This window comes from Bradyrhizobium arachidis (assembly GCF_015291705.1).
Classification (GTDB): Bacteria; Pseudomonadota; Alphaproteobacteria; order Rhizobiales; family Xanthobacteraceae; genus Bradyrhizobium; species Bradyrhizobium arachidis.
Window position 1 is genome coordinate 2092455 of record NZ_CP030050.1, and the last position, 25203, is coordinate 2117657.

Sequence of the window (25203 nt, forward strand, 5' to 3'; positions counted from 1 at the left end):
AGCAGGACCGTCGGCAGCCAGCCTAGGCATGTGCATAATTTGAGCGACGAATCGTCGCCAGAGAGACTAGATCGCTTGATCTGAAATGAAGTCGCTCGGCACTCTCTTAAGATCGAGTAGCTCGTGTCGGGGAACGAAAAAGAAGCCGATCCGGCTGTCGATCGCACTCGGGAAGCGTGCGGTATGGCTGCCAAAATGCCTATTTGTTCGATTTGTAAACAATGTGACGAGTCGTACCCTTCAAAACACGTTCCGGCTTCGATCTAGCGCAGCTTCTTGCAGACTGATCAAGCCTTGCGGCGCAGGCGCGACCACTGGCACGAGTGTTGCTGGTACAAGAGTTCAAGCGGACATCACGGGCTCGCTCCCGACGAAAGGTAAGGCCATGTCTTCTGAACTTCTTTACTTATCAAACGCGGATATCCAGCGGTTGCAAATTTCGCCCAGGGAGGCGCGTGAGGCAGTTCTTGCGTGCTTTCGTGACCATTCGATTGGTCGCAACATCGGCCTGCCAAAATCGTTCATCAGCATCGGACCGGATTCATGGTTGCTCTCAATGACTGCGGCATCGCAGATCAAGGGGATCGCAACAACAAAAACGGTGACGATTGTTCCGGTTCAGAAGAACCAAGACAGACCGAGAGTTAACGGCTTAGTCGTTGTCTGCGATTACCAAACAGGAGTCCCCATCTCGGTTCTTGATGGAAACTCCATCACGCTCCTAAGAACGGCGGCGACTTCCGCTGCTGCAGCCTGCTACCTCGCTCCTGACAAACCTGCCACTATCGGCATGATCGGATGTGGGTTGCAGGCGCTCAGTCATCTGGATGCGTTTGTCGATCTGTTCCCCTCTTTACGCAGAGCTTATCTTATAAGTCGCAGCGAAGAATCAGCTAAGAGAGTTGCGACTGCCGCCTACGAAAAGCGACTAGAGCCAATCATTACCGCTGATCCTGATGCTCTATTGAGCAAGAGCGAGGTGGTGATCTCCGCGGTTCCAAGTTCGCCCGGATTACAATCATTTCTAAACGCTCGATCGCTGCCCCGTGCCTCGTTCGCTTCGGCTGTTGACGGCGGAAGGAGTTGGCGGTCTGAAACCCTCACAGCATTCGACAGAGTTGTCACAGATAGTTTGGCGCAGTCCAGCTCGCCAGTGGACGCGTCGGAGAGCCCGGTAAAAACCGTTAATTATGAAGAAGATCTTGCGCAACTTACGTCGAATTCGAGAAGGCGTAGCGGACCGATCAGGGCCTTGTTCGGATTCCGGGGGTTCGTGATTTCTGATCTAGCGCTAGCAGAACTTGCGATTCGAAAAGCTCGTGCTCTTGGTATTGGGATGGTTCTTGCACGATAACATCAGAGTACAGAGGAGCTTCGCTGCGCCGGTAGTCAGTGCGCACAACTGTTTACGGACGCGCAAGTTCCATTCCCTGACCAAATGCCAGAGAAACACCTGAGGCGGATCCGGAGAGCTTTATAATGACCCAAGCGTTAATCCTTGCACGAGCGTGTGTGATAAATCCGGGCCGGAACAGAATTGGTTGAGACAGTCTCGACTGTATCAAAAGGCAAGTCGCAGATAGGTTCACGGCGACCTTGTCGACCCACGGCAGCTGTCTACGTATGAAGGGACAGTGTTCGCCGGTGTTGTGAAACATCTTCAGGAGGCTGATGTCAGCTTTGGTAGCATGAAACAAAAAAAATCGACCTGCGATCGTTCAAGGAGCGCCGCAGGGGAGTACGGGGGGCGTATCACTGACCTCTTGGAGAGCCTGAGAAGAATACGCGCTCGTTGCTAGGTTCCGCGAGGATCTAAAGCGGGTGGTTCTCTCTGAGGTGACACACAATACGGCGACGTCAACGACATTAATTGGCGCGATCTTGCGAACATCTTGCGTGACGTTGGCTAGGTAGCTCGGTGACTTTTTCGTTGTCGCGAATCACAGTCAGCCGCAAAAAAGCGTACCGCGAGCCGACAGAGTACGAGTACGCATCCGACGGCGCCGTCTTGCGTAACGCGTGGTAATTCGCGAAGCGTGTGACCTTAAGTCTAGCTTTAAGGTCATCAGGCGATGCGGGTCGAGGGTTTGGGCGGGCTGGAGCGGCGGCGGCGCTGGTCGCAGGACGACAAGGCGCGGATTGTCGAGGAGACGTTGGTGCCGGGCGCGAAGGTGACTGAGGTTGCGCGCCGCAACGGAGTCGCGGCCAGCCTGGTGTTTACCTGGCGTCGACAAGCACGGACATCTGAGCAGGTTGTGCCATCTTTTGCGCCGGTGCAGATCGTCGCTACGGGGGTGGAGGAAACTCCGAAGCTTTTGCCTGCGGGTGACGGCCGGGTGCGCTCCGTAGCGTCCGCGCGTGCTGGATTGATCGAGATCGATCTTCGCAACCGGCGACGCATCCGGGTTTTTAGCGGCGAATATGATTGATTTGCCCTCGTGACAACGCCTTTCGATCCGCTTCCCGCCGACCTTGCCGCTGCGCACGCAATAATCCTTGCGCAGCGCGAACAACTGGCGCTGGCAAAGAGCGAAGTGACCGTCGGTCGACTGGAAATCGAGCGGCTGAAGCTGATGCTGGCCAAGGCACGGCGCGAACAGTTCGGGCAATCCTCCGAACGCGGCAAGCTGCTGGTCGAACAGCTCGAGCTTGCCATCGAGGATCTCGAAGAGACGCAGGCCGAACAGGAAACCAAGGCCGAACTCGCCGCGCCAGGAGCCGCCAAGGAGAAGCGCGTGCAAAATCCACGGCCGCCGCGACGTCCGTTGCCGGACAATCTGCCGGTCGAGCGCGTCGTCGAACCCGCGCCTTGCGCATGTGGTAAGTGCGGCAGCGAGCGGCTGCACAAGCTCGGCGAGGTGGTCTTTAAAACGGCGGAAGCGCTCAATGGAAGCGAGGATGTCGTCAGCTGACTTGGGTCATCGGAACGCTTGGATCAGCGTCAGATGAACGAATCGATGCCAGCCATGAGCGCGGCTACGCTGCGACAGACGACGCGCCCGATCTTCTTAACGGTAAGAAGCGCTCGATCTGATTGAGCCATGACGAACTGGTCCGAGTCAGGTGCACATACCGCCGCACGGGGGCGAAAATCCTGGTTCTTTTGCGGATTTGATCACGGGCGAAATGCGCGCGGCTTCCGTGTACAGCCTGATAGTTACAGTTAAAATGAATGGCCTTGCTCCGCGGGCCTGGCCACACAGCTATCGTTGGTTGCAGCTCCGGTTGACCCCAGCTTATGGGCTGATTTTGACGAGCTTCTGCGCTGGAGTTGCACGCCGGCATCGGCGTTCTTTGCTCAGCGGCATGACCACGCACGTCACGGAGATCAATGACAGCGCCATCGTCATCGAGGTCGCAAAGACATCGGTTAAGACGCAGACCGCTCGAAATGGAGATTGTTGCTGGCCGGAAGGTCCATTGTGGCTCGCTACTGCCATCCTGTCGCGCTGTCGCGAGATCATCAGCGTCCTCTGCCCTGGGCCAAACGCCACGTCTCAAGAGACAAGTGAAATCTTGTTCGTGACGTCCACGCCACTATCCCAGCGGGCCCTGAGGTCTCGCCCCGTTCGGTACCTAGTAGTCCGTGAAGAGTGGCTAAGCGATTGATCTAGAATCGACATTTTGTCGTTGTGGACTGTTCTGCGTTTGCAGGGCTTTGATGCTTCGGGCGTCGGAACCTTGCAATTTCATTTTCAGGATTCCGTCGCCAAGCATGATTCCGTCATCGCATGGGAGGTGGCGAGGCGACCGAAGAAGCACAGGACGACGGGATCGGGCGATCTGTTCCTGGCCAGGCTGGACCAGATCATCAATATAAAGCACAAGCTGGTTCAGCTCGCCGGCAAGGTCGATTGGGACTGGATCGACGGCGAGATGACGCCGCTCTATAGCGAGAATGGTCGGCCCGGAATCGCGACCCGCTTCATGATCGGGCTGTTGCTGCTCAAGCACGTTTACAGGCTGTCCGATGAGGTGGGGGTGCGAGCGCTGGGTCGACGACCATATTTCCAGTACTTCAACGGCGAAGAGTTCTTCCAGCACGCATTCCCGCACGAGCGCTCGGACTTGAACCACTGGCGCAAGCGGCTCGTCGACAAGCTGGAGCTGTTGCTGGCCGAGAGCTTGCGGGTCGCACACGAGGCCGGTGCGTTACGCAGCCAGGAGTCACAGGTGATGCCACCGTGCAGCCGAAGGCGATCACCTTCCGACCGATGCCAAGCTCTTACACGCGGCGATCCAGGGGCTCAACCGTCTGGCGAGGAAGCACGGGGTCAAGCTGCGGCAGTCCTAGCTCCGCATTGCCAAAACCGCGACAATGATCGCGGGACGCTACGCCCATGCCAAGCAATTCAAGCGGCATCAGCGGCAGTTGCGCATCCTGCGCAGCCGACTGGGTTGGATCATCCGCGATATCCACCGCAAGATCGAAGGTCAGGCTGTGCTTGAGAACACGTTCGCCCTCCCGCTCAGCCGGGCCTCGCAGATCCGCTGGCAGCAGCAGCGCCAGCGCGGCTTCAAGCTTTATTCCTTCCACGCCCCGGAGGCGGAGTGCATCGGCAAGGGCAAAGCAGCCGCGCCTTGCGAGTTAATGGCATGGACCACGCCCGCCGCTCTCAGCGGCAACATAGAACCCCGGCAAGAGAAAGAGCGCGTACCATGTCCCATACGAACATTGTCACGATCGGCATCGATCCAGGCAAAAACACATTCCATGTGGTGGGGTTCGATGCTACGGGATGCAATCATCCTACGCAAGAAGCGATCGAGAAATCCGCTTGAGCAGTCGCTGGCCAATGTTCCGCCCTGAGATCGGAATGGGGGCCTGTGCAGGAGCACACCACCTCGGTCGCAAGCTGAGAAATTGGACCATCAAGTACGGCTCTTGCCAGCACAGTATGTGCAGCCATATCTCAAGGGCCACAAAAATGACTTGCGTGATGCCGAAGCCATCGCAGAGGCGGCGCAACGCCCGACCATGCGCTTCGTCCCGTTGAAATCGGCCGCGCAACTCGACTTGCAGGCGCTGCACAGAGTTCGCAGTCGATTGGTGACACAGAGAACCGCGGTCATCAATCAAATCCGAGGTTTTTTGCTTGAGCGAGGGCTGCCAGTTCGGCAGCGAGCGGCAGCACTCCGATTGGCACTTCCACAGATTCTCTCGATGCTCTCGGATAACCTGTCGCCTCGAGTGGTTCGGCTTGGCCGAAGAGTGGCGCTTTCTCGAGCGGCGGGTCGCATCGATCACGAAGGAAATCGACGAACTCGCTGATCAAGCCGCACACCGTCGCCGCCTGATGAGTGCGCCGGGTGTCGGACCAATCATCTCAAGTGCGATGATCGCCGCGATCGGAACTGTGATGCCTTCCAGAGGGACCGCGACTTTGCAGCATGGCTTGGCCTCGTACCGAAACAAATCTCGACCGGCGATCGAACCATTCTCGGCCGCATATCGAGGCGTGGCAACCGGTACCTCCGAACGCTGTTCATTCAAGGGCCAGAGCCGTACTTCCAAGGCGTCGCAGTTGGCCCACGCATGGCTTCGGAGCCTGGTTGGAAGCAGCATCCAAGCGGCTCCCCTCGAATCTACTAGTTGTCGCCTGGCCGCAAAACTCGCGCGCCTAGCCCGGAGCATGCTCGCAAAGGGCCGTGATTACGACGCCAACTTCACGGGCCACGCCGCGTAAGACAGGGCCGGGAAGGAAGAAGATCCACGATCCACCCGGAAAGGCAACAATATCCCGCCGAGGTTTGCGAGACGGAAAGGACGAATGGAGCAAGGGTTGCACCGAAACTTCTGAAGCCTGGTTCGACGCCATGGCCCTTCTTGAGGCCGGCGAGTTATTGAGGACAGAAGTGGGCGGATATCCATGATGGCTCAAGGCGAGAGCCTCAAATCGAAGCCGGATAGATTGGCGCAGACCGCTACATCCCTTTGTCGATTGCTCTTGCAACGCGGGCGTGGTCCATAGATCGGCGTCAAAGCCTCCATCGTCACCAACAACCGCCGGGCTCCCGGCGGCCTGTCGTGCTGCATGCTAATGCGCTCCCCGCAACCCTTGCAGCTCAAGTGGGAAAGCCTGCTCGCAGCCGCAAAAAGGGGCAAGCGACTGCGCAACTCTTCAAGAGAGATGGCCCTTGCAATGAGTCACGAGGAGACGCTCGATGCTTTTCCGGGGCGCGCAAGACGACGACGATACGTCTCTTGCGGTATCCGGCGGGGCGGCGTTGCGGGCGCGTTTAGGCGCGCTCAAGGTCGCTCTTCAAGCAGGCCCGCGATTTTTCATTTAACGTTTCCAGCAGATTTTAGGCGTCCGGCCATTGTTGTCGCGCGCCATGGAAAACTGCCCCCTCAGCGTCACGAGGAATTGCCCCCTCCTCGGATAGCTGAGGAGAGAGTGAATGAAGCGGGAACGAATCACTGAAGGCTCGCTGTGGAGTGATCCACGGGGGCAGGTGATGAAGACGCCGGATGACGTGGCGGAGATGTTGCGCCTGAGGGCGTGCGGGTGGGGTCTGAAGCGGATTGCGCGGCAGCTGGGCTGCAGCCATCACACGGTGAAGGACACGTGACGGCGGGCGGGGTGAAGCCGTTCAAGTCGCCTGAGCGGGCAAAACGACTCCATGGCCTCGAGGGTTGGCTGCGCGAGAGGTTCATTCGGCATCGCGGCAATGCGGATGTGGTGCGCCAGGATCTGTTGGCCGAGCAAGGCGTGGCAGTCAGCCGGCGAACGTTGCAACGCGCCGTGCAGCCCTATCGCCAGGCGCTGAAGGCCGAAGCGCTGGCGACGACGCGGTTTGAGACGCCCCCGGGCCGGCAGCTGCAGATCGACTTTGGCGAGCGTCTGGTCGAGATCGGCGGGGTGAAGATCAAAGCATTCGTGTTCGTGGCGACGCTCGGGCATTCGCGGCGGCTGCATGTCCGTGCGTTCCGGGCCGAGAAGCAAGAGCACTGGTTCGCCGGGCTTGAGAGTGCATTTACGACATTCGGCGGCGTGCCGGAGGAAGTGCTGATGGACAATCCACGCGCGCTCGTGGCGCGCCACGACGCGGTGAGCCGGTCGGTTCAGTTTAACGACAAGCTCATCGCGTTCGCGAAGCATTGGGGCTTCCGTCCTCGCGCCTGCGCGCCGTATCGGGCGCGCACGAAGGGCAAGACGGAGAGTGGCGTCGGCTACGTCAAGAAGAACGCGATCGCGGGGCATTCCTTCGCGAGCTGGGAGGCATTCGAGGCGCATCTCGCCGAGTGGGAGCGTGAGGTGGCGAACGTGCGCATCCACGGCACGACCGGCGAGGCGCCGATCGCTCGTTTTGCGCGTGACGAGGCGCACCGGTTGAAGCCGCTCGGCGGGCAGCCGTCGTTTGGATCGTTGCGTGAACTGGCCCGCGTCGTCGGCAACGATTGTGCCGTCGAGGTCGACACGAACAGCTACTCGGTGCCGTGGCGGCTGATCGGTGAGCGCGTGGCGGTGACGGTTGCGGCCGGCGAGGTGCGCATCCGCCACGGCATGCGCGAGGTTGCGGTCCACAAGCAATCGGAGGGGCGCCGGCTGCGGATCGTCGATTCCGCCCACCTCGACGGGGTTGCCGGTCGCAACGGCGCGGTCTGCCGACCGGCAATCGCGGCATCGACAGTGCCGGCGCCTTCTCCACTGCCCTCGTTGTTGCGTCCTCTTGCCGAATACGAAGCAGTGATCGGAGGGAGCTTCTGATGGCGCGCACAAGGAAGGCTACCGAAGCACCAACCGATCGGCTCGACGCCATGCTGGCGCGATTGCAGCTCTCCGGCATCCGCGACCAGCTCGACAACCTGCTCGACGAGGCGGCGCGCGCCAACCTATCGGCGCGTGAGACGCTGATCCTGCGAGCGCGAGATCGCGCGCAAGGATCATCGCCGCATCGAGATGGCGCTCAAACTCGCACACTTCCCGGCCGTGAAGGAGCTTGCGGGCTTCGACTTCGAGGCACAGCCGTCGATCGATCCGAAGCAGATCCGCGACCTGGCCGCGTCACGTTGGATCGCCAACGGCGAGAACGTGCTGCTGCTCGGCCCGCCGGGCGTCGGTAAGACGCACTTGTCGATCGCGCTCGGGCGAGAGGCGATCCTGGCCGGTTACACGGTGCAGTTCACCACGGCGACGACCCTGGTCGCTGGCATGGCCAAGGCGCACGGCGAGCGGCGCCTGGACGAGAAACTGCTCGCGCTGGCGAAGCCAAAGCTGCTGATCGTCGACGAACTCGGCTACCTGCCGCTGGAGCCCGACGCGGCGCGTCTGTTCTTCCAGCTGGTCAGCCGCCGCTACGAAACCGGCGCCATGCTGATCACGTCGAACCGCAGCGTCGCCGAATGGGGCACCGTGTTTGCCGATCCCGTGGTCGCCACCGCGATTGTCGATCGGCTCCTGCACCACAGCCACGTGCTGACGATCCGCGGCGACAGCTACCGGCTCCGCGCCAAACGGAAGAGTGGCCTCATCAAGCCGCCAACCGCCGGTGACGGCCCTCCGGTCGGCTCCGCCTCCCTCCGTCGGGAAGCAACCATTAAACGACATCATGAACCCGATGGTGGGGGCAGTTCTTCATGACGCAAAGGGGGCAGTTCCGGATGCGTTTGACAATTGTCGCAGGCCGGCTCCGCCGCCTTCTATCCAAGCGAGTGCTAGTAATAGATGGTTTTGAGCGTTTTAGGTGCCAGTAAATTGTTTCCGATAGGCTCCCACGTGGGTCCACCCTAAGCGTCTGGATAGCATCCGACCGATCCGGCCCCTTTCAAAAGGCGAACGATCGAACGAACTCCAAGTGACGTTATACAGATCCAATTCTCCCACTATTACTAGGCCCAGCCTCTCGCACAACCGGTCCAGGGCAGCCGCACTTCCGCACTGCCGCGCAATACGAAAGTCCACACAAGTACCCGACCACAACCCTGTTCGCACCAAATTCGCAAGCACCGAAAACCAAGCTCGATCCGGCTGAAACGCCCGCATGTGACGAGCCACAGCCAGCCCAGTAAAGAGACTTAGCGAGTTCGTACACGACGCAACGAACATGCCGTTGGGCTCCAGCAGAGATAGCGCGCGTTTGATAAAGGCAGAGTGATCCTCTACATAGGGCAAGACTCCAATTGCAGTAATGACATCAAATGGTCCGTTGAATGACAAACACTGAGGAGTACACACCTGAAACCGTTTGTCTGGAAGACTAAGCCGTCCGCGTGCGGTCTGGATCGCCATTTCAATTTGCACTGACGACAGATCGACCCCGTACACGTCGAATCCGCGCCTCGCAAGATCAAAACAGAGCTGGCCGGCTCCGCACCCTATATCGAGCACTCTCCCTGGTGAGATATGGTTGGATACGAGCTCCGCGACCAGAGCAGCTCGGCGAGCGAAGAAGGAACCCGGATCGCGAGCGATCCTTGCGAATTCTTCGCCCTTTTCATTCCAGAATTGGATCGGGCTAGGCATCTTCGACCTTAACTTTAGCGCCATTCATTAATCGTCAGTATTAGACTAGGAATGGTCGGCTTCACTGATGGCATGTTCTCACCGATAATTCATCGCCGAATCCTTGGCTGTTTCTGGCTGCCATAGGGCCTTCGGAACGGAGGTGATCGGCTCAGCTCTGCACGTGCTCTAGCAACAAGCATGCCAGCCGCTTTTGAGGACGCAGTGTGTTATGCAGAAGAAAGGTCGCACTCCAGAAAAAGGCTGCCACTGTTTTAAACCTCAGACCGATAGTACGGCTGTCAGCATGTGGAGAGCGCCATCGGTGCAGCACGGCTGGCAGACGTCCAGCTGAGAGACCAGAGCGATGTGCGGCCCCGCCAGCAGTTGGGAAATGATTGGATCATAAGTGGATCGGCCTTTAGTTATACAGAAAAACGGCCGTTTGCGTTAGCCAGTGCGCTAATCTCGGGCAGCAACATCCATCTTCCAAAGAAATCCGACTTTGAAAAAGTATTTAGTATTGGTGGCGCAGCTAACCCGCGGTGGTGCTCGAGCAAGCTGCCGAAGTTGCAAGCAGCGTGCCGGCTCGTTTGTTCCTGGATATCCGCCCTTGAGAGGAAATCCGAAGAGCAAGTGCTAAACCTCAAATTCATCTGGTTTGTGCGTGCTCGGCCCGCCTTCGTTCTTGACCTCTAGCGCAAGGGCGGTGCTGGTGATCTGTCGCGCAGATGCTGTCCAATCCACTGCGCGAGTACGTCGTTGGTTTCAACGCAACCGCCACACCTGAAGTAGCTGGTCGAGATGCTGAGACAGTGCCTGGTGGTTGGCTAGTGAGGTCGGTGCTAACAATTTCGCTTAGAATATGTCGGAAGGCGAACATGATCGTAAGCAAGTAAAATCTCTTGTGGTGCAGCGTCCTAACTACTCAAGGTATGTGATGTCGTGGTCGGAAGATATCTTCCGATAACTGGTTACGGTTTGCGGGCTCGCCAGCAGCAGGCCTGCGTTCGACTTCGCCTCCGGCACGGGATCTTCAGCATTCTCTTGGCGCGATCTGTTCGGACGTGCTTTCCGTCGATCTCAGCGACGAAACTGATTCAGAAAGAAACGTAAATCGTGAATCTATTCTCTCTTTCCTCGAAGACACTATGTGGACGCCTGTATGACCACGTTATCCAAGTCGCGCATGCTGAGCTGACGTCATGGCCAGAAGTGCATGAGCGGCAATCACTGGTCGCGGGAAAGAATCCTTGCTGGTCGAATGCCAGAGGCCTTCGAGACATGCCAAAAGAAGCTCAAGTTCTCTAATCGGGGGACGTTGGCCAACTATATAACCTGGTGGACCCGATCGCGCATGCACTGCATCGGAGTAATCATCTTACTCATGACAGCGAATCCGACTTCGCAACGCACCTCAACGATGGCCTCGGGATGATCGCCGTTCTCAGATAGCGCATACTTCAAAGCTTGAACGCGACTAACGAATAAGCCGCCAAACCTACCGCTCTCTTCGAGCACAGCCCAGTTCCCGGCACGGCTCTTTCCGATGAAGATGATTGGCCTTGCCGGGATACGCGAAAGAGATTCTCGGAGCTTCATGCCATGTCCTTCCCCACATGTTCACCTAGGGCCTCGGCCCACACGTCTCAACTCCTACGAAACCGTTCAAAAACGTCCAAACAGCGCCTAGTTCATTTGCTCAAAGTTGCATTGGATCGAGAATTCACAAGCGAAAGGTAAGTCACCGTATGCGAGCGAGCTGGCAAACCAGTACACAATTTCCGCATTGGCTGCATCTGAAGTGTTGATCCCATTCAGTTTTCGTTGCAGCGACCCTTACGCATTGTTCGCTACGTGCTCGTGGTGAGTCCTCCATCTACGTAGAGAATTTGACCCGTCACGAAGCGTGACAGGGAAGACGCGAAAAAGTACACGGCCCCCGCAACATCCTCAGGCGTGGCCAGCCGGCCAAGCGGAATGTCGGCGATGGCCTTCCGAAAAGTGGAGATGGCCTCGAGCGTCTTCTCATTTTTCTCCGTGCGCACTCTGCCGGGCGCGACACCATTAACTGTGATCCCGTAGGGTGCTAGTTCGGCTGCATGCTGTTTCAAAAGAACAGCAAGCCCTCCTTTTGCGGCGCAGAACGCGCTGTAGCCGTGGTTTCGGAACCCATGTGATGATCCGACCGAGAGCAGGTGGATCTGGCTGCCGCCTTCTCCAGATGCGACTTGATATGTGGCAACCGCCTGAGAAAGAAACATTCCTGCGCGCAGAGTTCGTGAATAAACCTTATCGAAGGCATCCTCAGTCACTTCAAGCAACTTTTGCTCCCTATTGAAACCCATGCAGTTCACCAAGATCTCGATCGATCCATAACGCCGCGCCAAAGAAGCTGAAACGTCTTTGATGGCGGCGACGTTACTCGCGTCAAGCTCGAAACCCTCCGCTATATGCCCTTTTTGAATTAGTTCGTGCGCCAGACCGTCGGCCTGTTCAACGTTCGGCCCTACGATAAGGGTGGTCGCCCCGGCCATTGCAAGCGTTTCGGAGATTGCCTTTCCGACCGCTCCGTATCCACCGACGACTAATGCCACCTTGCCACGCAAGCTCATCGGTGGGTAGACCGGAACACTCTCCACCGGACCGATCATTCGCACCTCGATTGAAAGGTGGGGTCGCCCGAATTGATTCCAGAGATCCAGAGCGTCGCATTGTCTAAAGCGTTGCGTTCTCTAGCCGCCGAACAGCCGGAAACGGGATCATAAGAACCGAGCGGCCCTGATGTCCTTTCAAGGCGCAGGTCCAAGCGAGTCATGGCACATGGACTGTGACGAAGCGCGTGCATGGTCCAACGTCTTGCCAACATAAGCCTCAACTTCCCTCTCACAGCTCTTCCAATCATCCCGCCTCGAATTGGTATGCTTAGACTAATAGAGTCTGAACGGCGGACCCCTCTCTGACATGATAGTGCGCTGTGAGCTCGGTTCGTTGCAGGTAGACTTAGTCCGCGGGGCTCATCGTCTAATACTTGCCATGGATCCGAGGTAGGATGAACTACTAACCTTTGTAGTCGATCGCGGGAAATAGTCATTGATTGGATGGCGCCCCTATTCAAGCTTTTTGCTGCTAAAGCCGGCTGAAGCACTAGTAAAGGAAGTTCTCCACATATTCGACTTTGAGGGCTGACGGAAGTGAGCTGGGTGCCTCGGTTGCGCGATGAGGCCATACCGATCGCCGCCCCGATACTCTCATTACGCCGGCAAGGAGACGTTAAGGCCGACGACGCGCGCGAAATACATTTCTGCAGTAAGGCTTTTCACGACCAAGTCTCCAATATTGGAAGATGCCGGGTGGAGGAGGTGCCTGACCTAGCTCCTTTCTCGAGGCCGTGGGGGAACGCCGGCTGCTTACATAAATAGGGCCCGGTCACTTATGCCGCACGGCTTCCAGGGCTGAAGGTTGAGCGCGCCGAGGATACGTATCACTCAACTAGGGCGGCCGGACGATGCTTGTTCTTCGGCCGGCTCTCTTGCGCCGTCCATCAGCCATCGGCGCATCGTTGGCGCGGAATTCTCTCCGACGAGGGCGGAAGATTGCGATGCCTTTATAGCGCGATATGTGGCGGCCTTGCGCACAAGCTGGCTGCCTGCTTGCTGTAACTTCACACGTTCTTCTCGGCTTCTCAGGTTCTGAAGTCATGGAAGCCGCTCGTCAAGGTTGCCGCACACGAGACCAGTTCGGCTCGAGATCGTTCATCCACTATGAGAGAGTCCAGAACACGATCCGCCGGCCCTCAACCATCGGCTACTCAGAACCGTTTGGTTTCGAGTGTAGGTGCGGAGTAGCCAATCCCTTGGCCATCAAGTCGCCGGCAGCTCAGTACGCCCCCATATCCGGTTTGTTGATTTCGTGACACACATCCTTTCAGCCGAGCACTAGGTAGGCTCAGAGTCAGACTGAAGAATAGTCAAGAAGGAGATTTTCGTTGAGATAAGCTAAGTGGCACGAGTTTTGATGCTCCTCGTTGGCGTGTCGCATGAGCTGCTGGCTGATGCCATGCCCGGGAGTTCCCGTTTTGGGCGGCACGGAGGAGGGCAACTGATATGCCGCATCCCATAAGGTGTTTGTATGACCGATTTCATGACCACCCACGATATTGCGCGAGTTCTCATGCATCTCTGGAAGATTTGAGTTTAGCCGCCCTTCTTGAGCTGCATAGTCGGCTTGCAAGGCTTAGGAATGCGAGCGTCCTTGCATCTCTTACTGCTTTCTGGACGGTGACTGGCTTCGGCTCTTCCTTATGTGTACTGGAGGTGCTTGCATGACCTTGGATATTGATCCCGATGACGCGCCGCACGATGAACTCGCCGCAGGTCAACTGTTTCGCGATCTCGGCGTTGAGCCGATCATCAATTGCACGGGCGTGCGTACCTCCTACGGCGGATGCAATCCAACGCCATCTGTGCTCGCCGCAATGCTAGCGTCGGGTCGAGGTTTCGTCGTTATGGACGAACTGGCAGAAGCGGTTGGACGGAAACTGGCCACTCTCACCGGTGCCGAATGGGGGCTCGTGACCGCTGGAAGCGCGGCGGCAGTAAGCCAAGCTGTTGCTGCTTGCGTAGCAGGGAACGATCCGGAAAAGATGCTGAAGCTCCCGTTGCACGGCGAGAGGGTGGTGGTGGTCGCTGCTGATCAACGCATAGCTTACGAGCATGCAATTCGAGCAGTCGGTTGTACCGTCCTTCCGGTCGACCGTGTGTCAGACATAGACCAGCTGCTGCCTGAGAGCCCTGCGGGAATATGCGTCGTTGCCTCAGATATTTCGAAGTCCGTCGTGCCCTTCGAGGAAATTGCTCTGCGCACCAAGCAACTTGGAATTCCGCTGATTGTAGATGCGGCCGGGCAAGCCCCCAGATTTCCGAACGTTTGGCTTCGAAAGGGGGGCGATTTGCTGATTCATTCGGGCGGAAAGTATATTCGCGGACCGCAATCGACCGGGTTCCTACTTGGCTCGGAAAGACTATGTAGAGCAGCGTACCTGAATGGACCTCCTGGCCAATCATTTGGCCGGTCAATGAAAGTTGGTAAAGACGAGATCATTGGTGCTTACGTCGCGTTGGAGCGATGGGTAAAGGGAGGGGCTGCTCGTGCGATGGAAAGATGGCACGAGTGTATTGCGATAATGAAGCGCGAGTTTTTGAGCGTGCCTGGCCTCTCTGTCGAAGAGATAGAGCCAGACTCTGCATTCTGCAATCCACGAATAGCGGTTTCTTGGCGGGCTAAAACATTCCCAGTAAGCGCCGAGGTGATCGCCAAGAAGCTGGCTAGCGGGCGTCCGCGCATTGTGTTGCACGACTGTTGGCAGGGACCGCAACGGATCGTAGTCGATCCGACCAATCTGGCCCAATTCGAAGCCGAGATCGTTGGCCGCTCAATCGTTCATGCCATTTCAGAGCCTTTTGTTCCGCCAGCCGCACCACCGCACGAGGACTTTGAGAATGTAGCAGGAGCATGGCAAGTCTTTATCGAATTTCTACATGGTAGCACAGTTCACGCGTTCGTTCTGCTACAGGAGAGTCAAAACGTTACGGGCAAGCACATCGGTGCCGATGTCTCGAGTAACTGCCGAGGCCAGATAGTTGGACCGAAATTGAAGCTGGTTTCACAATTGCCGGGCGATCCCTTGGCCTTAGACTATGAGTTCGAAGGGACGCTTCGCGACGGCATTTTGACAGGGGTTGTTTACTTGGGTGCGTCCGCAGCCAAGTACAGCGGCCTTACCTTTAGGCGGCAATTCGGACGAGCGAGTTGGCGCGCCACGCGAACCCGAACAAGTCTCACCGTTGGCGGAAAATGTGCAAGTCGTCGGTAAGCGGTGCTCTGTCCGAGCAAACTGGAGATAATGAGGAAGTATCATCTTCGACGACAATTCAGCCCAGTTCATGCGCATACTGTTGATACGCGTGGACAAGCTGATTAAGGCGTATTTGGCCGCCTCGAAATGCAAGTGCAGGCCGGCCGCTTAACTATGTGTGCAGTGCAGACCACGGTTACATCGAGACCGCGACCGAGAAGGCGCATGGCGGCGGCACTACCATTGGCGCGACCAAAGATACCCATCCTCTCGTCGATCGGCTTGGATCGGCAGGAGACAGCCTTGGTTTCCACGCTCTTCGGCCCGTCACAGCTCGCAGTACGGCTATTTGCAGGGTCGCTTAGCGAGAGGATATCGCCTATTCAACTCACCATTCTGTCAGGCGTTATGCTCTCGTTGGCGACTGTCGCCATCGTGCTGGCGTCTCACTCTCGTCGGAATTATACTTTTCATTGCCTTCGTTGGGTTTAGCTCTGGTCTAAACAGCATCTGTCGTGGAAGCTTGCCGCTCTCTGTCTTCGGACCTGATGGGTATGGAGCACGAGTCGGGCTTATCACTGCTGTCCGATTGTCGACGGCGTCGTTTGCGCCATTCTTCTTTAATTTCATCAAAAGCAACTATGGCGTCAGGCTTGCCTTAGCTTCTTTAGCGGTCTGCGCAATAGCAAGCACGGTTTCATTCGCATTTGTGAGTGCCCGATCAAAGTGCGAACCAGGCCGTTGAGGAAGTCCGCTGATTGGCCTGACGGCGAGCCCGACGTGAGCCGGATCGTCAATAAGTGTCCGCCGCCTTAGATGAGCGATCGCTAGGGTCTGAGTTTGGGCTCATCAACCCCGCGCGCGCGACGTTAGCGCGCATTCTGGAGAGCCATCGTGTACGAGAGGGGCGCTCAGCTGAGCGGTCCAACTGCCGCGACGACTGGGAGACGTATCTCGGCTTCGCCCCCGCCAAAGCTCTAAACGACAGATGTCGCCCCGCTGAGGAGTTGCACGTTGGGATTATCTGGACGCTAGACCTGGTCATCGCGATCGCGATCGCCGTTTGCCACGGTGTTTAGTCCATTTTGCGTCTAGCCTGGGGCGTGTCAGCAGCGCCCGCTGGCGGTCCTTTCGAGGCGATTGAACAGCAGGTTATGGGTGAGAAAGTCAAGGTAGCCGACCACAGTCGAGTCCGCCTCGTCCTCACATCGCATGAAGGGAAGAGCTGCCGTCTTAGCGCGCGGAACCACTAAGCTGACCTACTAAAACCGGTAGTTTGCGGACATTTGGGGCCTAGCCCAACTTAAGTTGCAGTTGCCAACCAGCCGCATGGGCTCAGGGTTCGATCGCTCTCGGCAGAAAGAGCAACATCGAGGTTCGATGATCGCATATTTATTTGACCGCGCAAATGCCGTTACTGCCGTGGGGCTCCTGTGTTCTGGCGCAGCGATCGGGCTCGTGGCCAAAGGACAGTATGAGGTGGCAGTAGCGCTAGGACTCTGGGCGATCATCGCTGACGATGTCGACGGCGAAATTGCCCGGCGCAGCAGGAATCGAACGGTGGCCACCAGAACCATTGGTAAAGCTCTCGATGCGTTCTCTGACCTTTTGTTTGGATCAGTCATTCCGGCGATTGTCGTCGCATCTTTTATGGAGTTTCCAGCATCTGCGGTGTTCACAGCGCTCGTGATGCTGATCGGAGCTCTTCGTCTGGCATATTTTGACTACTTCGGATTGGACGAGCGTGGTCGTTCGACCGGTCTACCTCTCTCTTACGCTCTGCCGATGCTGGCCGCGATCTTGCTGGTTGACCACACTATCGCGCCGCTTCAGTTAAGTGTCGTTCTTCCTGGGGTCTTTGTACCGCTATCGTTGCTCCACATCGCCCCCTTCAAGATCAAAGCCTCTGGCAGTCTTGTGCATGTGATAACCATCGGCGTGGCGGCCACTGCGTCCGCCGGATTATTGATGACGAGTAGAGCGGGTCAATAAGCGGGCTTGCAATGTCGTAAGGACGAGAGATGTCGAGCTTAACTAGGAGCGTGGTATTTGCCGGCACCAGGGGACTTGCGACCCGCTGTCTTCTGTTCGTCATCGAGACCTGCGGCAAAGACCACATCGCCGGCATTCTCGGCGCTTCTCGGTACGAGAAAACTTGGTGGAGGCACGAAACCAGTGAGGAGCTTTGGGAAGTCGCAGACCGCTTCGGAGTACCCTTTTTCGAGTCGATAGATGATGTTCCTCCTCTCGGGACGTTTCTCGTAAGCGTCATGTGGAACAAGATTTTCCCGTCCCATATCCTCGCACGGTTAGATGGAGGGGGTATCAATCTTCATCCGGGCCCGCTGCCTGAATATCGCGGCAGTTTTGCGCGGACGCATGCCATACTCAATGGCGAGAAGAGCTTTGGGGTAACTGTCCACTATCTCTCAGAGCGGGTCGATAGGGGCGATATTCTCGGCGAATTGCGGTTCCCCGTGCTGCCTTCTGAGACCGCCCTCTCTTTAGACACCAGAGCGCAACTTTATGGCTACGCTCTCTTCTGCCAAGTGTGGCTGCGTTTATTGGACGGATCGGCGTCGTGTCGCTCACAAGACGACTTGATCGCTCAAGAAAAGCGCAAGGCTTGCTTCTATCCCATGCGCATGATGAGCGCACTTTTGGATTCGTCAGACGTTCCACGCAGCGCCGAAGAACTCGATCGGCTCTACCGCGCTCTATACCTTCCACCACGCATTGAGCCTCCAAAGTGGCTTGTCGAACGAGTCATGACCAATGAGGTTCGGACGCTCGCTCGGGACGTTCATCTCCACGGTAAGGCTTGACTTGGCTCGCACCGCGGAAGCTAGCCCGGAATATGAGATCGCGCTTCTCGAGGCCGTCCGCGAAGCCAAAGTGTTGCCTGCGAACTTCTGCTCATTGGCTGAACGTGGTCTTAGCTCTGGAGGTTGTTTTTGTAGCATCCAGCCCATCGAGAGGCGCCGGCGCCCCGACCGCGTGTGAGCCGGCTGGACACGCAGGAGGCTAGCTGTGTGTGGGATTTGCGGATTCATCGGACGGGTTACTGATCAGTCAGTGACCGAGCGGAACCTCGCGCGTTGCGCTCAGACCTTGGCCCATCGGGGCCCTGACGCGAGTGGTAGTTGCGTGACCTCTTCCTTTGCCTTTGCGCATCGAAGGCTCGCGATCATCGATCCCGATCCTAGGTCAATCCAACCGTTTCTCGATGAGGAATTCGGCTTGACCCTCACGTATAACGGGGAGATCTACAATTACCGTGACTTAAGGCGGGACCTGCTCCGGCGCGGATACCGATTTCGCACTGAGTCGGATACGGAAGTACTTTGCAAGGCATTTGCTTGTTGGGGGATTGATAGCGTCAAACGTCTGCGGGGAATGTTTGCTTTCGCAATCTACGATCAAAAGACCGCGACAGCGTTCCTTGTCAGAGATCGGCTCGGAGTCAAACCGCTATATTACGCTTGCGTGGATAATGGGTTTGTCTTTGCCTCACAACCCTCAGCCATCCTGCAGTGGCCTAGGGTCCGCGCGAAGCTCGATCCGGTCGGATTATCAAGCTTTCTCTCCTACCGCGCCGTTTTCGGCGAGAGGACGTTGTTTGCAGATGTTCGGAAGCTGCAACCTGGAACCTGGCTGAAAATCACGGCTCAATCGCACGAGCAGACGTGTTGGTCGGATCCTGCCTACCTCGATGATGGTGGCGATTGCGATTCTCTTGAAACCTTGATTGGCAGCGCCGTGGAGGAACATTTGCTGCCCCACACTCCAGTCGCGGCGCTGCTTTCCGGAGGGCTCGACTCCAGTATCTTGGCTTTCGAGCTTTCAAGGCACTCGTCGCAAAAGCCGACGTGCTTTACTGGAATTGTAAGCAACGATGTGTACGATGAAAGCCCTTATGCTGTCGAGCTCGCGAAATCCCTCAAGCTCGCCCATATCTTGGTCCGGCTGCCTGGGGCAACGAGCCTGGATGTCGTTAAGCGCCTTACCGCATTACGCGGTCATCCAGTCGGCATGCACAACGAAGCTGCAATGTATTTGCTCGCGCGGGCGGTCGGCCACTCTCACAAGGTCCTCCTTACCGGCGAAGGTGCCGACGAGCTGTTCCTTGGATATAGCCGGATCTTCAGATTGCCCCTCGACCTTCCGCGACAGGCGCTGTTGGCCGCCTTGCCAGATGTCATTGGCCGCCGGGCGCGACGTCATCTCGGCCTTCCCAAGTTCAAAGCGAGCGAATTCAAGCTCTTTCTTACGCGGTACACTTACTTTCCCCAAGTCGAGAAGCTGGAGCTGGCGACACCGGCATGGAGAAAGAAGATCGGTCACGATGGGGGGCTGATCGATTGGATGAACAATGCCTACCATTCAGGCGGCGCCACCCCGGTCGAGCGCATAAGGCAATTCTTTGTACGTCATCATCTACCGGCGCCGCTTGAAATGGTCGACAACACCACAATGGCGGCGGGCGTGGAGTCTCGCGTTCCCTTCACAGACCATCGAATCGTTGCGCTAGCTCTGCGCATGTCGTTCTCAGAGCATCTGCGTTGGAAACACGCCTTCGCCCCGTTTCAGGCGGCCCTCCAACCCATTGCGAAATTTAGCGAAACGCTCGACGTCTCCAAGGCCGCGCTGCGCTCCCTTTACAGAGATCGTCTAGCGGCAAGTGTGATTACAAGAAAAAAGCTCGGGTTTCCGCTGCCTCGCCGCAATGAGCGCTCAACGCGTTGTCAACATTTGGGCCCGGGACAGAGAGGGTCATCTTCTGACAGAGCTGTATCACGCCATGTGCGAGGAGCCATGGTTTGGCGTTGCTTGCTCACGTCAGGCTCCCGATGGATCTCCACTTATCGCGAGCACCCTTGCGCTTTCGGCTGTCATGGCCGAACACGAACGAAGTGCAGACCTGTCGTTTGTTCTCGCCGATTGCGGCGCGGCTAATCGGAGCGGTTCGCCCGACGCCGTGTACTACGATGGGCCCTATCCAATCGGCGCTGGTATGCACGGAGGGCTTTCGGCGCACGAGCTGTCTTCATTATGCGTCCTTGCTGGCAATGCCTTTAGAAGCGGAGTTGTTGCTGCCCCAACCAGCATCGTTGATCTGGTACCGACGATCCTTTTCAGCTTGGGATTGCCGCTACCGTCGACGGTGCGCGGCCGTATCATCGATGAAGCTTTGCAAGATCGCGAGGACAGAGGCCAGTGTGATGTCGAAGATGCGAGCGTCTCAATTGCGTCTTCAGTGCGCCGGTCAACTGTCTTCCGGGAGCTTTACCGACAACGTGACGGGAGCGGCCGTAACACGGCTGGCGCAGGTTGAGAATGATAAACCTGGCGCTAATCCGCGCAATTGAAAGCCTGAACCACGGACCATTTGACCTATGTATCAAGGAAAGCGCTGGGAGTTTGTTCGGTCGAACATCGAAGAAGCCATTGCGTCGAGCCGATTTCGGCCACGCGAAAAACTTCCGAACGACGTAGAGCTTGCTCTCGAATATGGTGTCAACCGGCACACCGTAAGATCCGCCATTCGGGCACTCGAGCAGGAGGGACTGCTCCGCGTCGAGCAGGGGAGAGGCACTTTCGTTGTCGAACATCCAAGGCCCTATCTGCTCTCCCCTCAAACCCGGCTGACCGATAATCTCATCTCGCAAGGCCGCTTGGCGGGTCGTAAGATCCTGTCTGCTGCAACGATAAAGGCAGACGAGCGGCTCGCCGGCTACTTTGATTTGCAAGCTCGTGACGATGTGCTGCGCATCGACACTGAGTTATCAGGACGAGATCCCAATCGTCATTGCGCACCGCTACTTTCCGGCGAAACGCACTCCCGGACTGCTGGACAAGTTCTCGGGCGCCAACTCGATCTCGACAGCTCTCAGGCGTATTGGAATGGAAGACTACTCGCAGCAATGGGTGACGATAAGTGCGCGTCTGCCCTCTGCGCAGGAGGCGCGCCTCCTTGAAATGTCGACTTCAGCACGAGTCTTCGTCAAAGAGAGCCTTGATTGCTCCGGCCGTATTCCGATCAAATTTGGCGAGAATGTACTGTGCGCACCGAGAACCAGCTTCAGGTTCGACTTTAAAGAGATGAGTTCCGCGGAGCAGTCGCTTGCAGGAAAGCCTCGAACCGGAAAAGCGCAAGCGAGGAAGTGGAAAACATCTGCCTCTGTGAAGGTCTAGGTGCCGTCCCATTTCTCCGTCAACGCGGCTGGAGCGAAATAACTGTTTCGCTAGCACCTTTGCTCGTGGGGGTGTGTTTCACGCGTCAGGCCCGGACGAGCTGCTCGCGTTTCGCTGAGGCACTCGGAGGCCGCGTTGGTTGCGACCCCATCAAGCTTGCGGGTCTTGGCATCGTTACGCGGCCAGTGTCAGAGGCCGCGGCGCAGGTCGTGAAGAGGCGCCGCGTCAAATCTTCTGTGATCGTGGGCGGTTGGATCAAACGTCGGCTTTTGCGAAGATGCGCTCGGCGGTATGCAGATCTTCCGCATCATCGATTTCGTACCACCTGAGATCATCGCATCTCACGGCAGCAAGCAGCAGGCCTTGCCTTTCCACGAGATAGGAAAGAAGCTCCTCGGTGTAGGCCTGGGTAGCTCCGGCCTTGATCATATCGTCTAGGGCCGGAACGACCTCTGTCCGCAGAGTAGACGCGGACAGGCGTAACAGATTCATCGTCTTGTAAAGAGGCGGGCCATCCGTGATGAGATTTCTCGCTGTTTGTTGCAAGCGAAATTCTGAAATGAAGCCGAGATTGGACAATAGGACCGCTGACCCCTGCATCAGCTCACCGAACGGAGCGACAGCAGCCGCGTCTGGCTCTTCACTGATGAGCAGCTGCCGCAATACGTTTTCCTCGAAGAAGACGTCGCCCTCAAGAAGCAGGTGGTCCCCGGAAACGAGCGCGTCACGCGCCAGCCAGAGCGAATAGGCGCTCCCAGTACGGTCGTAAACGGGGGATTCGATGTATTTGATCGCAACACCGCCAAACCGGCTGCCGCAAGCTTCTTGGATCTTCTCTTTGCGATACCCGACAACAATCGTCACCTGTTCCACGCCGACACGCCCAAGGTTATGTAGCGCGTTGTGCAGGATGGCAGTGCCATGGATTTGGACTAACGGTTTCGGGTTTAGATCCGTTAGCGGTCGCAGTCGAGAGCCCACTCCGGCGGCGAGAATGAGAGCATGCTTGGGAGCATTCAGAGGCATTTCATTCGCCTTCTTCATCCCCAGTTTCGCTCCCCGAGCATCGTGAACGCCTCTGTTCAGAGTTACGTGCCGCAGACTTGTCCGAGCAGCCCAGATATTGAAGGGGGTAGGTGTGAATTGTCATCAACGCATAGCCGCTGTGTGATCCTTAAGCGTTAGGACAGATGTTTAGCCATGTCCGGAGCTGTCCAGGATGTTGGGTCACCGGCTTGCTGGGTCACACTGGAGCGAGTCCGACGAGGGGCCAGCGGCGCATCGGGCGGGTTTTGAAAGAGAAGCGTTAGGTGCCAATCCTGCTGACATGAACTAGCTGGGCTGCAGATATTGCTTTTCGGCCACGGCGAGCTCGTCATACCTCAGGAGCTCGAATATCTCACTGAGCGGCGCGATATGAGATTCAATGTTCGCAACGCTCTCTTGAGCTACGATGCTATCGCAGATGCGCCGCATTGCAGCTGCCGCAGCCCGCATGGAGTGATTGGCCCAGACGACTGTGGAGATGCGCGCATCACGATAGGCAGAGACTGGCGTTAGAAAGTACGTCGTCGGAACGATCACGACAGGGAGCCGGTTCCGCCACTCGGTGACAAACGAAAGCATCTCGTCCGCGGTACTCTTTCGCGAGTGAATCAAGATTGCATCGGCTCCCGCGTCGGCATAAGCGTGAGCACGCAAGATAGCTTCATTCAACCCGTGGCCGGCGATCAGCGCTTCGATCCTGGCCACGAGAACCAAATTGTCGGCGACTGCATCCTTTACAGCCCGCAGACGACCGGAGAATTCATCGATATTGGCGAGCGGATGCCGCTCACCAATGAGCGAGTTCAGCTTCGGAAAGCAGCTGTCCTCAAGCGAGATGCCGGCGGCGCCCGACTGATGAAGTTTGCGTGCGAGGAGGCGAGCATTGTTGAAATTACCGAAGCCGCCATCCCCGTCAACGAGCACAGGGAGCTCTGTCGAGTCCACGATGCGTTCGACGCTCTGGACGAGCTGGGTCCACGAGGCTTCATTGGCATCGCGATAGCCGAGCGAGCTGGCAATCGACAAACCAGAGGCCCAGAGCCCCTTGAATCCTGAGCGCTGGGCGATCGTGGCAGACAGGCCATCATGCGCTTCCATCAGAAACGAGAGCTCATCATTCGAGCAGACTTGGCCCCGAAGCATTTCAACAGGCGACTGGCGTGCACATTGACGGCCTGCCGTAGGCCGAACGGCTTGTGGTTGATGCCTCATGCCTAAATCCTGCAAGGCGATCCTCGATTGGCGTCCACGTCACGCTTCATATCGTTTTGGGGGAATGCCGATCAATGACCAGCATTGGTAGTTTTTTTGAGACGCGCAGATTTGCATAGTTGCGCAGGAGTGGCGGCGAATACAAAGCTTTCGCTATGGGGTTGATTGGGGTCCCTACAGGCTGGAAAGAGGGGCCTTGGTTACAAATGGATGACCTGGGTTCGCGAGCCTGGTCTTATTGCCCCAGGAAGAATTCTTCCACTCCTTGAGGGGGAGGAGTGCTTAGCGAAAGGGTGATATCCGCCTTACATGGAGTTGGACACAACATCGACAGCCACGATTGTCGTAATGCTGATGTCGTGTTTACGACACATGTCGCAAGCCCATCGACAGCGCTGTAGTGGGATGTCGGTTTCGCGCGAATGTCGCGGCAATCGCCGAAGAATTCGTTCTGCCTCGCCGATGCTTGCTGCCGCACTGAGTGGCATGGCACTTGCTGATGCTTCTCCTGTTCTCTCGAGTCCAGGAGAAATTCATGGCGGATGAGAAAGAGGTTGTGCTGTCGGAACGGGAAAGACAGTGCTTGCGATGGGTCGAGGAAGGGAAGTCATCCTGGGCGATCGGCGTCATTCTGAAAGTGAGCGAGAACACCGTCAACTTTCATATCAAAAATGCGATGCGAAAGCTGGAAACGTCCAGCCGGACTCAGTGCGTCGTCAAGGCGCGACGTCACCGTCTTATTGAGTAACGGCCCGATTCCGTTGCCGCTCATACAGATCTAGCCAAATGTAAGGGGCGACTGTGGCTTGCTCCGGCGGAAAGCGAAGCGAATGACGCGGCCGCGGCCGTAGAGCCATAATATCGAAGCTGTTACTATGAACCTGGGCGTGCTTCTATTTCGTCGCCGATCGTCACGGGGCTCCGTGGACCATTAGGGGAGGTGAGGTCGCAGGCTCATGACCGCTCTTGTAAGCTCGACGGCAGGTCGGATCTCTGTGTTAACGTTGTGACCGGTCCGTCCCCCTGCTGCGGCCGCGGCGGTCGTATGCGTGTCGCCAAATTGAAGAGAGGTGATCGTAGCGGCTGACGTGGGTCGTGGTCGGCAGAAAGGCTGTGTAGATGGCGTGGGCTGGACACGAAGATGGCAATGATAGTCCGTGAACCCATTTCCAACGCGTGCTGCTGGTAGACGTTGCACCATATTCTACCACTCTGCGTGCTCACCAAGTGCGGGCGATCCTCACGTAGCTAGCTTGATGAACGACCTTTTCGCAGACCCCAGTGCGACTGTTGCGCTCTTCCGATGATATAGCGGATCGAGATAAGTTGGGGTTGTTTGCGGCGGACGGCGCGAATCCGGTCTTTCCGGAAAGGCGGACAACTCCGAAGTCGATGTGGCTGAGTTGGGCCACGACTAGAGGGCCGTCATCGATGATTGGGAAACTT

12 protein-coding genes and 6 pseudogenes are annotated in these 25203 nt (G+C 57.2%); 14 read left to right on the plus strand and 4 right to left on the minus strand.

Annotation, left to right across the window (positions count from 1 at the left end; all coding sequences use genetic code 11):
• Window positions 1–385 precede the first annotated feature (385 nt).
• From WN72_RS09850 to istB, 7 genes and pseudogenes are all read left to right on the plus strand, one after another.
• The gene (locus tag WN72_RS09850) at window positions 386–1354 is read left to right on the plus strand and encodes a hypothetical protein (protein ID WP_167380997.1); all 969 of its coding nucleotides are present in this window, start codon (window positions 386–388) and stop codon (window positions 1352–1354) included.
• A 718-nt stretch (window positions 1355–2072) separates the two neighbouring features.
• On the plus strand, window positions 2073–2429 hold the full coding sequence (gene tnpA, locus WN72_RS47775) for an IS66-like element accessory protein TnpA (protein ID WP_194483012.1): 357 nt from the start codon (window positions 2073–2075) through the stop codon (window positions 2427–2429).
• Between the two features lie 9 nt (window positions 2430–2438).
• Window positions 2439–2879: pseudogene (locus WN72_RS09860) on the plus strand (transposase domain-containing protein); the annotation flags it as partial.
• Between the two features lie 859 nt (window positions 2880–3738).
• Window positions 3739–4588 (plus strand): annotated as a pseudogene (locus tag WN72_RS09865) (IS5 family transposase); the annotation flags it as partial.
• A gap of 71 nt (window positions 4589–4659) precedes the next feature.
• A pseudogene (locus WN72_RS09870) lies at window positions 4660–5687 on the plus strand (IS110 family RNA-guided transposase).
• Between the two features lie 715 nt (window positions 5688–6402).
• Window positions 6403–7712 (plus strand): annotated as a pseudogene (gene istA / locus WN72_RS09875) (IS21 family transposase).
• A pseudogene (gene istB / locus WN72_RS09880) lies at window positions 7712–8585 on the plus strand (IS21-like element helper ATPase IstB). Before istA ends, istB begins: the two co-directional pseudogenes overlap by 1 nt.
• A gap of 99 nt (window positions 8586–8684) precedes the next feature.
• Here the strand turns inward: istB and WN72_RS47780 are convergent.
• Window positions 8685–9491, minus strand: a complete 807-nt coding sequence (locus WN72_RS47780) for a methyltransferase domain-containing protein (protein ID WP_143130705.1) — start codon at window positions 9489–9491, stop codon at window positions 8685–8687.
• Between the two features lie 1808 nt (window positions 9492–11299).
• On the minus strand, window positions 11300–12100 hold the full coding sequence (locus tag WN72_RS09890; protein ID WP_092217771.1) for an SDR family NAD(P)-dependent oxidoreductase: 801 nt from the start codon (window positions 12098–12100) through the stop codon (window positions 11300–11302).
• Between the two features lie 1670 nt (window positions 12101–13770).
• Between WN72_RS09890 and WN72_RS09895 the strand changes: the two genes are divergently transcribed.
• The 6 genes and pseudogenes from WN72_RS09895 to WN72_RS47790 all read left to right on the plus strand — a co-directional run bounded on the left by WN72_RS09895 (window position 13771) and on the right by WN72_RS47790 (window position 21498).
• Entirely contained in the window at window positions 13771–15321 is a 1551-nt protein-coding gene (locus WN72_RS09895) for a PLP-dependent transferase (protein ID WP_143130704.1), read from the plus strand.
• A gap of 1362 nt (window positions 15322–16683) precedes the next feature.
• Window positions 16684–17295, plus strand: coding sequence for a CDP-alcohol phosphatidyltransferase family protein (locus WN72_RS09900; RefSeq protein WP_167380996.1), 612 nt, complete (start codon window positions 16684–16686; stop codon window positions 17293–17295).
• Between the two features lie 29 nt (window positions 17296–17324).
• Window positions 17325–18128: a formyl transferase gene (locus WN72_RS09905; RefSeq protein ID WP_092217767.1), complete on the plus strand. Its 804-nt coding sequence runs from the start codon at window positions 17325–17327 to the stop codon at window positions 18126–18128.
• A gap of 250 nt (window positions 18129–18378) precedes the next feature.
• Window positions 18379–20259, plus strand: a complete 1881-nt coding sequence (gene asnB, locus WN72_RS09910) for an asparagine synthase (glutamine-hydrolyzing) (RefSeq protein WP_244553855.1) — start codon at window positions 18379–18381, stop codon at window positions 20257–20259.
• A gap of 440 nt (window positions 20260–20699) precedes the next feature.
• Window positions 20700–20846: pseudogene (locus tag WN72_RS47785) on the plus strand (GntR family transcriptional regulator); the annotation flags it as partial.
• A 217-nt stretch (window positions 20847–21063) separates the two neighbouring features.
• The gene (locus WN72_RS47790; RefSeq protein ID WP_092217764.1) at window positions 21064–21498 is read left to right on the plus strand and encodes a UTRA domain-containing protein; all 435 of its coding nucleotides are present in this window, start codon (window positions 21064–21066) and stop codon (window positions 21496–21498) included.
• Window positions 21499–21753: 255 nt separating this feature from the next.
• Here the strand turns inward: WN72_RS47790 and WN72_RS09920 are convergent, their stop codons facing one another.
• Together WN72_RS09920 and aepX are read right to left on the minus strand one after the other, a co-directional pair.
• Complete coding sequence (locus WN72_RS09920; RefSeq protein ID WP_092217796.1) at window positions 21754–22524, minus strand: phosphocholine cytidylyltransferase family protein; 771 nt, start codon at window positions 22522–22524, stop codon at window positions 21754–21756.
• A gap of 306 nt (window positions 22525–22830) precedes the next feature.
• Window positions 22831–23688 (minus strand): phosphoenolpyruvate mutase, encoded by an 858-nt coding sequence (aepX, locus tag WN72_RS09925; RefSeq protein ID WP_092217763.1) that lies wholly within the window; start codon window positions 23686–23688, stop codon window positions 22831–22833.
• A 604-nt stretch (window positions 23689–24292) separates the two neighbouring features.
• Here aepX and WN72_RS09930 point away from each other — a divergent pair.
• Window positions 24293–24505, plus strand: coding sequence for a response regulator transcription factor (locus WN72_RS09930; RefSeq protein WP_092217795.1), 213 nt, complete (start codon window positions 24293–24295; stop codon window positions 24503–24505).
• Window positions 24506–25203 lie beyond the last annotated feature (698 nt).